Annotated in this window: 8 protein-coding genes and 1 pseudogene; 7 read left to right on the top strand and 2 right to left on the bottom strand. The window is 68.5% G+C overall.

Going from position 1 to position 9721, the window contains the following annotated elements; genetic code table 11:
- On the bottom strand, positions 1-472 hold a 472-nt coding region (locus tag FXN61_RS43165), incomplete at its 3' end, for a potassium channel family protein (protein WP_167979625.1).
- Between the two features lie 82 nt (positions 473-554).
- Here FXN61_RS43165 and FXN61_RS43160 point away from each other — a divergent pair.
- The 4 genes and pseudogenes from FXN61_RS43160 to FXN61_RS43145 all read left to right on the top strand — a co-directional run bounded on the left by FXN61_RS43160 (position 555) and on the right by FXN61_RS43145 (position 6578).
- Positions 555-2540, top strand: a complete 1986-nt coding sequence (locus FXN61_RS43160) for an APC family permease (RefSeq protein WP_167979624.1) — start codon at positions 555-557, stop codon at positions 2538-2540.
- The gene (locus tag FXN61_RS43155; RefSeq protein WP_167979623.1) at positions 2537-3742 is read left to right on the top strand and encodes a class I SAM-dependent RNA methyltransferase; all 1206 of its coding nucleotides are present in this window, start codon (positions 2537-2539) and stop codon (positions 3740-3742) included. Before FXN61_RS43160 ends, FXN61_RS43155 begins: the two co-directional genes overlap by 4 nt.
- Before the next feature lie 62 nt (positions 3743-3804).
- Positions 3805-5708: pseudogene (dxs, locus tag FXN61_RS43150) on the top strand (1-deoxy-D-xylulose-5-phosphate synthase).
- A 228-nt stretch (positions 5709-5936) separates the two neighbouring features.
- The gene (locus FXN61_RS43145; protein WP_167979622.1) at positions 5937-6578 is read left to right on the top strand and encodes an SPFH domain-containing protein; all 642 of its coding nucleotides are present in this window, start codon (positions 5937-5939) and stop codon (positions 6576-6578) included.
- Here FXN61_RS43145 and FXN61_RS43140 read toward each other — a convergent pair whose 3' ends face one another.
- Positions 6579-6989 (bottom strand): nuclear transport factor 2 family protein, encoded by a 411-nt coding sequence (locus tag FXN61_RS43140; RefSeq protein WP_167979621.1) that lies wholly within the window; start codon positions 6987-6989, stop codon positions 6579-6581.
- A 372-nt stretch (positions 6990-7361) separates the two neighbouring features.
- Here FXN61_RS43140 and FXN61_RS56030 point away from each other — a divergent pair, with 372 nt between their 5' ends.
- From FXN61_RS56030 to FXN61_RS43125, 3 genes are all read left to right on the top strand, one after another.
- The gene (locus tag FXN61_RS56030) at positions 7362-7520 is read left to right on the top strand and encodes a hypothetical protein (RefSeq protein WP_312878443.1); all 159 of its coding nucleotides are present in this window, start codon (positions 7362-7364) and stop codon (positions 7518-7520) included.
- A gap of 64 nt (positions 7521-7584) precedes the next feature.
- Positions 7585-8268 (top strand): response regulator transcription factor, encoded by a 684-nt coding sequence (locus FXN61_RS43130; protein ID WP_167979620.1) that lies wholly within the window; start codon positions 7585-7587, stop codon positions 8266-8268.
- Positions 8269-8273: 5 nt separating this feature from the next.
- On the top strand, positions 8274-9401 hold the full coding sequence (locus tag FXN61_RS43125; RefSeq protein WP_167979619.1) for a sensor histidine kinase: 1128 nt from the start codon (positions 8274-8276) through the stop codon (positions 9399-9401).
- Positions 9402-9721: the final 320 nt, after the last annotated feature.

Raw genomic sequence — 9721 nt, 5'->3', positions numbered from 1 at the left:
ACCCAGGCCTCGTCGACTCGATCGGCAGCACCGCGACGGTGCCGGACGGGTCGCGCCACGCGGTCGCGGCGCCCTCCGGCAGCAGCATCCGCAGGAACCGGTCCGTGCTCCACGGCACGGTCGCCACCGTCGGGATGCCAAGCCGCTCGTACACGGCGGCGCGCTTGTGGTCGTAGATGCGGGCGACGACGTGCTCGACGCCGAACGTCTCCCGCGCGACCCGCGCCGAGATGATGTTCGAGTTGTCGCCGCTGGAGACCGCCGCGAACGCGCCAGCGCGTTCCACGCCCGCCTCGATCAGGACGTTGCGGTCGAAACCGTTGCCGACGACCTGCTGGCCGTGGAAGTCGCTGCCGAGCCTGCGGAACGACTGCGGGTCCTTGTCGATCACGGCGACCTGGTGGTCGAGTCGCTCGAGGGCCCTGGCCAGGGAGGCTCCCACCCGGCCACATCCCATGATCACCACGTGCACGACATGCCTCCTCAGGCGAACTCTGCGCAGAACCTACCGAGCATTAACCCGACCCGGTGAGCGGACCCCTTACGCTCTGGCCGTGTCCAAGCTCGCCACCGCTGCCAAACGCCTCCTAGTGGGCAGGCCGTTCCGCAGTGATCGCCTCGCTCACACCCTCCTCCCCAAACGCATCGCCCTCCCAGTGTTCGCCTCCGACGCCATGTCCTCGGTCGCGTACGCGCCGGAGGAGATCTTCCTGGTGCTGTCGGTGGCGGGCCTGAGCGCCTACGCCCTGGCGCCGTGGGTGGGGGTCGCGGTCGTCGTGGTCATGCTCACCGTCGTCGCCAGCTACCGGCAGAACGTGCACGCCTACCCGTCCGGCGGCGGCGACTACGAGGTCGCGACGGTCAACCTCGGGCGCAGAGCAGGGCTCACCGTGGCGAGCGCCCTGCTCGTCGACTACATCCTCACGGTCGCGGTGTCGATCTCGGCGGCGGCGGCGAACATCGGGTCGGCGATCCCGTACGTGGCGACCCACAAGGCGGAGTTCGCGGTCGCCGCGATCATCATCCTCACGGCGATCAACCTGCGCGGCATCCGCGAGTCCGGCAGCGCGTTCGCGATCCCGACCTACGCGTTCATGATCGGTATCTTCGGCCTGATCGTATGGGGTCTCGTTCGCGGTTTCCTGCTGGGCGACGAGATGCGCGCGGAGAGCGCGAACATCGAGATCCACGCCGAGCAGGACCACCTGATGGGCCTGGCGTTCGTGTTCCTGGTGATGCGCGCGTTCTCGTCCGGCTGTGCGGCGCTGACCGGTGTCGAGGCGATCAGCAACGGCGTGCCCGCGTTCCGCAAGCCCAAGTCCCGCAACGCCGCCACGACGCTGCTGCTGATGGGCGGCATCGCGGTCGTCATGCTGATGGGCCTGATCGTGCTCGCCCAGCTGACGGGTGTGCGGATGGCCGAGTCGCCGGCGCACCAGATCGTGAACGCCCCTCCCGGCTACGAGCAGAAGACGATGGTGGCCCAGGTCGCGGCGGCCGTGTTCGACAACTTCCCGCCCGGCTTCTACTTCATCACCGGCGTCACCGCGCTGATCCTGGTGCTCGCGGCGAACACCGCGTTCAACGGCTTCCCGGTGCTCGGCTCGATCCTCGCCCAGGACCGCTACCTGCCGCGGCAGCTGCACACCCGCGGCGACCGGCTCGCGTTCTCCAACGGCATCGTGTTCCTGGCCGGCTTCGCGGTCGTGCTGGTGATCGCGTTCGACGCCGAGGTCACCCGGCTGATCCAGCTCTACATCGTCGGTGTGTTCGTGTCGTTCACGATGAGCCAGCTCGGCATGATCAGGCACTGGCAGCGACTGCTGAAGACCGAGACCGACGCGCAGGCGCGCAACCGGATGCGGCGGTCGCAGGCGATCAACACGTTCGGTCTCGTCATGACCGCGACCGTGCTGATCATCGTGCTGATCACCAAGTTCACCAAGGGCGCGTGGATCGCCATCGCCGCGATGGCCGCCATCTACGCGTTGATGACGGCGATCCGCAAGCACTACGACACCGTCGCCGAGGAGCTGCGCCAGCAGGAGCGTGTGCGCACGTTGCCGGCGCGCAACCACGCGATGGTGCTGGTGTCCAAACTGCACATGCCGACGCTGCGTGCGGTGTCCTACGCCAAGGCCACGCGTCCGGACGTGCTGGAGGCCGTCACGGTCAACGTCGACGACGGCGACACGCGCAAGCTCGTGGCGGCGTGGGAGAAGGAGAACTTCAAGATCCCGCTGAAGGTGATCGAGTCGCCGTACCGCGAGATCACCAAGCCCGTCCTCGACTACGTCAAGCGCGTGAGGACGGACAATCCGCGCGACGTTGTTACCGTGTTCATTCCCGAGTACGTCGTCGGTCACTGGTGGGAGCAGTTGCTGCACAACCAGAGCGCGTTGCGGCTCAAGGGAAGACTGCTGTTCCAGCCCGGTGTGATGGTGGTCAGCGTGCCGTGGCAGCTCGTGTCGTCCACAAAGGTGCGCGACAAGGACGTCATCGCGCCGGGCGCTGTCCGAAGGGGACTGGACGACCGATGAGCCCGGCCAAGGAAGACTGGACTGGCGAACAGTTCGAAGTGGAGATCGGCTCGGTCGCACATGGCGGGCATTTCGTTGCACGCCACGAGGGACGCGTTCTCTTCGTGCGGCACGCACTGCCCGGCGAGCGCGTCATCGCGTCGGTGTACGAGGACAACGGCGGGTCGTTCTGCCGTGCGGACGCCGTGGAGATCCTGGAGCCGTCACCGGACCGCGTCGAGCCGCCGTGCCCGTTCAGCGGACCGGGGATGTGCGGTGGCTGCGACTTCCAGCACGTGTCGTGGGACGCGCAACGGGAGCTGAAGGCTCAGGTCGTCCGCGAGCAGCTGAGCCGCCTCGGCAAGATCGACCGTGACGTCGTGGTGGAGGCGCTGCCGGGTGGCCCGCTGGAGTGGCGGACCCGGATCCGGATGGCCGTCGACAGCGACGGGAGGCCTGGCTTCCGCGGCACCCGTTCCCACGATGTGATCCCGATCGACCACTGTGTGATCTCCCGGCCGGGCATGGTCGAGGCGGTCGTCGACCGAAAGTGGCGAGCGCAGGAGCTGACGATCGTCCAGGACGGTGACGGCAACCTGCATGTGGGTGAGGTGCGCGGCCGACACACCGTGCGACGCGCCGGAACCGGTACGGCCGTGGAGACCGCCGCCCAACGAAAGTGGCGAGTTTCGGCTGAAGGTTTCTGGCAGGTCCACCCGGCTGCGGCGAACACGTTCGCGTCCGTCGTGGGGGAGTGGGCCGCGGCTCAGCCGGGCCAGCGCGCATGGGACCTCTACGGCGGTGCGGGGCTCTTCGCGTCGGTGCTCGGACGGCAGGTCGGCGAGACCGGATCCGTGCTGGTCGTGGAGTCTTTCCCCGGTGCCGTGGAGGACGGCAGGCGCAACCTCCGCCGCATGTCCCAGGTCGAGTGGGTGGCGGACAAGGTGGAGCGCGCCGTGACGCGCAGACTGCCCGTTGAAGATCCTCATGTCGTGGTGCTGGACCCGCCTCGCAAGGGGGCGGGCAAGGTTGTTGTGGCTGAAGTCGCACGACGCCGTCCCGAACGGGTGGTCTACGTGGCTTGCGACCCCGCCGCGCTGGCCCGCGACCTGGCCGAATTCACAGTTCAGGGGTACCGGCTCGCCGGCCTGCGAGCGTTCGACGCGTTCCCGATGACGCACCACGTGGAGTGCATCGCCCTGCTCGTACCTGAGACGAGGTGACAAAGCGTCTCAGTCGCGTCTCCGTAGACTGAGCCGAAGTCTTCAGGAGTGAGGTGGGCGTGGTGACCCTGCTGGAGTCCGTGCACGGACCAGCTGATCTGAAACGGATGGACGACGCGCAGCTCAAGCAGCTGTGCGACGAGATCCGGCGTTTTCTGGTCGACAAGGTGTCCAAGACGGGCGGGCACCTGGGCCCGAACCTCGGTGTCGTCGAGCTGACCGTGGCGCTGCACCGCGTGTTCGACTCGCCCCAGGACCCGATCGTGTACGACACCGGGCACCAGTCGTACGTCCACAAGATCGTCACGGGCCGTCGCGACGGCTTCGACGACTTGCGGCAGCGGGGCGGCATGTCCGGCTACCCGTCGCGCGCGGAGTCCGCGGCACGACGTGCAGGGCAACAGCCACGCGTCGACGGCGCTGTCCTACGCGGACGGCCTGGCGAAGGCCAAGCAGATCAACGGCCAGAACGGCCACGTCATCGCGGTCGTCGGCGACGGCGCGCTGACCGGCGGCATGTGCTGGGAGGCGTTGAACAACATCGCGGCGGACAAGACGCGTCCGGTCGTGATCGTGGTCAACGACAACGGCCGCTCGTACTCGCCGACGATCGGTGGTCTGGCGGACCACCTGTCCACGCTGCGGCTGCGTCCCGGCTATGAGCGCGTGCTGGAGAAGGGCAAGAGCGCGCTGCAGCACACGCCGTTCTTCGGCAAGCCCCTCTACGCCGCTCTGCACGCCGCCAAGCGCGGCATCAAGGACGCCCTGGCGCCGCAGGCGATGTTCGAAGACCTCGGCCTCAAGTACATCGGCCCGGTCGACGGCCACGACATGGCGACGCTGGAGTCCGCTCTGCAGCGCGCGAAGTCGTTCGGCGGACCGGTGATCGTGCACGCGGTCACCCGCAAGGGCAACGGGTTCGCGCCGGCCGAGAACCACGAGGCCGACCAGATGCACGCCACCGGCGTCATCGACCCGATCACCGGCGAGAACCTGAAGCCGTCCAAGCGCACCTGGACGCACGTGTTCTCCGACTCCCTGGTGGAGATCGGCCGCGAGCGTTCCGACGTCGTGGCGATCACCGCCGCGATGCAGGGACCCACCGGCCTGGACGCGTTCGCCAAGGCGTTTCCGGAGCGCTTCTACGACGTCGGCATCGCCGAGCAGCACGCGCTGACCTCCGCCGCCGGTCTGGCGATCGGTGGCCTGCACCCCGTCGTGGCCGTCTACGCGACGTTCCTCAACCGGGGGTTCGACCAGCTGCTGATGGACGTGGCCCTGCACGAGCAGGGCGTGACGGTCGTGCTGACCGCGCGGGCGTCACCGGCCCTGACGGCGCGTCGCACCACGGCATGTGGGACATGTCGATCCTCGGCGTCATCCCCGGCATTCACGTCGCCGCGCCGCGTGACGCCGGAACGCTGGCCGAGGAGCTGCGCGAGGCCGTGGCGATCTCGGACGCACCGTCGGTGATCCGCTACCCGAAGGCTTCTGTCGGCGCGGACCTCCCCGCTCTCGAGCGCGTGGGTTCCGTTGACGTGCTGCGCCGCTCTGGCACCGACGTGCTGTTGGTGACGGTCGGCGCGTTGGGCGAGCTCGGTCTCGAGGCCGCGCAACGGCTGGAGGACCAGGGCATCGGCGTGACCGTGGTCGACCCGCGCTGGATCTACCCGATGTCGGTGGACCTCGTGGAGATGGCCGCGTCGCACAGGCTCGTCGTGACCGTCGAGGACGGTGGCCGCCACGGTGGCTTCGGTTCCGCTCTGGCGGCCGCCTGCGCGACGCCGACATCGAGGTCCCGTTGCGCGACATCGCGCTGCCGCAACGGTTCCACGACCACGGCGAGCGTGGAGAGGTGCTGGCGTTGTGCGGCATCACCGCGCAGGACGTGGCGCGCCGCGTGACGGAGTGGGCCTCGCGGCTGGAGTGCCTGCCGGTCGAAATCGACGAGCCCGCGGAGAAGTAGTTCGGCTACCCTCCACTTCGCGTCCGCTACTGCGGCCCGGCAGGACTCCCTCGTCCGGGTACCGCGATCAAGGCGGGTGCTGGGTGCCTTAGAAGCATCAGGTTCGAACCCTGAACGCCACGACCCCGGTCGCACACGGGGATGTCGGGCTTTGTGAGTCCCTTGTGGACTCCCGCCTCGACGTCTCGCCGGCCGGGGTCGTGGTCTGCTTGGACGGAGGTGGAGACGATGAAGCACACGTTGTTCCCGTGGGAGCGGGGCGTCAGGTTCGACCGTGGCGTGTTGGTGGGTGAGGTGGAGCCCGGCCAGCACAAGCTGCCGCGGCACGTCGTGCTGCATCGTGTCGACGTTCGTCCGCGCACGATGACCCCGGCCGCTCAGGACGTGCCGACGTCTGACGGCGTGCTGGTCCGTGTGACCGTTGTGGTGCGGTGGGCCGTGTCTGCGCCGACGACCTTTGTCGTGGCGTCGGCTGAGCCCGAGGCTGAGCTCTACACGGCGGTGCAGCTGGCACTGCGCGGCGCGGTCCTGACGCGCGCACACTCGGCCGTTGATGCTGAGCGCTCGGCCATCGCGTCCCAGGTGCTGGCCGCGGTGGCTTCGCGGGCTGCTGAGCTGGGTGTTTCGGTTTCCGACGTGGCCGTTCGCGATGTCGTCATGCCTGGTGAGCTGCGGCGTGCCGCACTGGCCGAGCTGGTGGCGGCCTCGGAAGGGCGTGCCGCGCTGGAGCGGGCACGCGGGGAGACCGCGGCGCTCCGGTCGTTGCTGAACGCGGCCCGGCTGGCGGAGGAGCACCCGGCGTTGCTGGAGCTCCGTGCGCTGCAGGCAGCGACGACCGTCGTGGTGGACCGGCCGGCCAGGAAGTCCTGATCACTTCTCGCTCAGCCAGAGGAGGGTGGTCCGCGACTCGCGCAGCCGCCAGCCGGCAGGCGTCCTGACCACGACGCAGGTCAGGCGCAGTCCGGCGGTCCGGTGGGGCGCCTGGCCGTCGCGGAAGAAGTGGACGACCGAGTTCGCCATGGCAGCGGCCTTGTCGCCGTCGACGTCCACCAGCACATCGGTGGTCACGTGCTGGGTGAGCTCGTCCGGGTTCTCGGCCCGTCGCATGACGTCGACGAGTTCGTCGAGGCCGTTGAGCTCGCCGTTGCGTGGTGAGGACACCGAGATGTCGCGGTCGAAGACGGTGTCCGCGTCCTCCCACCGCTTCTCGTCGAGCAGATGGGACAACCGGCTGAACAGGTCGGTGATCTCGACGCGGTCGCTCAGAGCGTTCGTGGACATGTGAAACCCTCTTTGATTGGTGGCGCCAACATTGGCGCCGCCAACATTACACATCGTCGTTGGCCGCGCCAACGAATTAGGATGACGTCATGGAGGAGACCCCCGCACGCCTGGCCGGGAAGCCGAGCTGGCTGGTGACCCAGCTGGCGGTGCACGCACATCGGCTCGCCTCCGAGGGCTTCAGGGAGGCGGGGGCGCGCGGCTACCACTACCGCGTCCTTGCCGCGCTGGACGAGTTCGGCGTCGCCAGCCAGGCCGAGCTCGGCCGCCGTTGCAACATGGACCGCAGCGACGTCGTGGCGGCGGTCGGCGAGCTGGCCGGGCAGGGCGTTCGTCGAGCGGACGCAGGACCCACACGACCGCAGGCGCAACATGGTGACCCTCACCGAGGAGGGCGAGGAGCAGCTGCGACGCCTGGACAGGGCGCTCGACCAGGCGCAGGACGATCTGCTCGAACCTCTCGCGGCACAGGACCGGCAGACGTTGACCCGCCTGCTCACCCGGCTGCTCGCGCACCACCAGCGCGGTTAGCGCCGACAGCTCGCGTGAAGGTGCCGTTAAGCGCCTTCTCAGGTCGGTATGGCACCTTTGTGGCGTGCGGATTCTGGTAGTCGAGGACGAGGCGCCTCTGGCCGACGCGATCGCTCGCGGCCTGAGGCGCGAAGGTATGGCCGTGGACGTCGCCTACGACGGCGAGACCGGGCACGAGAAGTCGACCGTCACGCGGTACGACGTGGTTGTGCTCGACCGCGACCTACCCGGGATGTCCGGCGACGAGCTGTGCAAGGAGATCCTCAGCTCCGGTGCGCTCACCAGGGTCATGATGCTGACGGCCAGCGGGACCATCGAGGACCGCGTGGCCGGGTTGTCACTGGGCGCGGACGACTACCTCGCGAAGCCGTTCGCGTTCCCCGAACTGGTCGCGCGCGTACGGGCGTTGGCTCGGCGTGCGACGCCGGCGACGCCACCGGTGCTGGCCGCGCAGGACGTGGAGCTGGACCCGGCTCGACGCACCGTGTCGCGTGGCGGGCAGCCGATCGAGCTGACGCGCAAGGAGTTCGGCGTCCTCGAGGTCCTGCTCGCGGCCAAGGGATCGGTCGTCAGCAGTGAGGAACTGCTCGAACGCGTGTGGGACGAGAACGCCGACCCGTTCACCACGACCGTGCGCGTCACCGTCATGACGTTGCGCAAGAAGCTCGGTGAGCCGGGCATCATCGACACCGTCGTGGGCTCCGGCTACCGGGTGCCCAGTGCTTCGAACGGATCTGCTGAGGACTGAGCTTCATGCGCCGGCGGGGACCGGGACTGCGTCTCCGGATCACGCTTCTCACCACCGCGCTCGTCGCGGTGGTCAGTGCTGTGCTGCTCTTCCTCGGGTGGACGCTGGTCGGGCGGGTCTTCGACTCGTCGCCCTCGTTTCCTTCCGGCAGCCACGTCACTGTTGACGGCGTCAACGTCGACGTGACCGTGTTGACGGACGCGTTGACGGCCGCCGCTCGTCAAGACCTGCTGCGTGCGGGGTTGATCGCGTTCGCGTGCATGGTGCTGGCCGCCGCGGTGCTGGCGTGGACGTTCACCGGCCGCGTCTTGAAGCCTTTGCACGACGTGACAGGTGCCGCGCGCAAGTTGTCGGCCGAGTCGCTCGGGTCGCGGTTGCGGCTGGAGGGGCCGCGGGACGAGGTCGCGGAGCTCGCGGACACCTTCGACGCGATGCTCGACCGGCTCGAGGCGGCCTTCGACTCGCAGCGTCGGTTCGTGGCGAACGCATCGCACGAATTGCGCACTCCTCTCTCGGTGGTGCGCACTGAGCTGGACGTGACTCTGTCCGATCCGGACGCTGACGTCGAAGAACTGCGACGCATGGCCGGTGTGGTCCGCGCTGCGGGCGAGCGTGCCGAGCAGTTGGTGTCGGCGTTGCTGCTGCTCGCGCGCACGGACGGCATCGGACTCGCGGTGCGGGAGCCGGTTGATCTGTCGGCTGTCGTGGAGTCCGCGTGGAAGGCCGTGCGGGCCGAGGCGGAGGCGCGCGACCTGCGCACGGTGTTCCGGTGCGTGCCGGCGCTCGCGGTCGGGGATCCCGCACTGCTGGAGCGCATCGCGGGGAACCTGCTGGAGAACGCCGTCCGGCACAACCACGTCGGCGGGTGGATCGAGACCGCGGTGGAGACAGGGCCGCAGTGGTCGGTGCTGCGGGTGTCTTCATCTGGTCAGGTCATCGCGCCGGACCGCGTCGAGGAGCTGTTCGAGCCGTTCCGGCGCGGGGGCAAGGACCGGACCAGCCACTCCGGCACGGGTCTCGGGCTCTCGATCGTGCGGGCCGCGGTGGCGGCGCACGGCGGGTTTGCGCAGGCAGTGGCCGTGCCTACCGGTGGTCTGTCGGTGACCGTGCATCTGCCTAGCGCACCGCGTTGAACCTGGATACAAGATTATGTGCGTGGCCCCGGTCACACTGTGCGTCGATCTTGGTGGGTTTGAGCCGTCTGCGCGGTTCCTGAGCTGCGGATACGCGGTAGATGACCCCCGATTTGGATCTCGGTGGACCGGCGTGTAAATTTCTCTCTGCCAGCGCGGAACGGGCCGGGAAACACCGGAACGGAGCGCGGCGAAAGACTTCTAAGCTTGACACAGCCCCGGAAGTGACTCTCCTCGGAGATGAGCTGCGGTGTGCGCGTGTTCTTTGAGAACTCAACAGCGTGCCGATAACACAGCCAGTAATATATGAATACCTCCTC

Source organism: Lentzea indica (assembly GCF_012184385.1).
Taxonomy (GTDB): Bacteria; Actinomycetota; Actinomycetes; order Mycobacteriales; family Pseudonocardiaceae; genus Lentzea; species Lentzea indica.
The sequence above is the reverse complement of the archived record's forward strand: the minus strand, read 5'-3'. Positions and strand labels throughout refer to the sequence as shown.

Coding starts and splice junctions, on each gene's coding strand:
- FXN61_RS43155 (WP_167979623.1), top strand. CDS start 2,537: ATGAGCCCGGCCAAGGAAGACTGGACTGGCGAACAGTTCGAAGTGGAG.
- FXN61_RS43145 (WP_167979622.1), top strand. CDS start 5,937: ATGAAGCACACGTTGTTCCCGTGGGAGCGGGGCGTCAGGTTCGACCGT.
- FXN61_RS43140 (WP_167979621.1), bottom strand. CDS start 6,989: ATGTCCACGAACGCTCTGAGCGACCGCGTCGAGATCACCGACCTGTTC.
- FXN61_RS56030 (WP_312878443.1), top strand. CDS start 7,362: ATGGTGACCCTCACCGAGGAGGGCGAGGAGCAGCTGCGACGCCTGGAC.
- FXN61_RS43125 (WP_167979619.1), top strand. CDS start 8,274: ATGCGCCGGCGGGGACCGGGACTGCGTCTCCGGATCACGCTTCTCACC.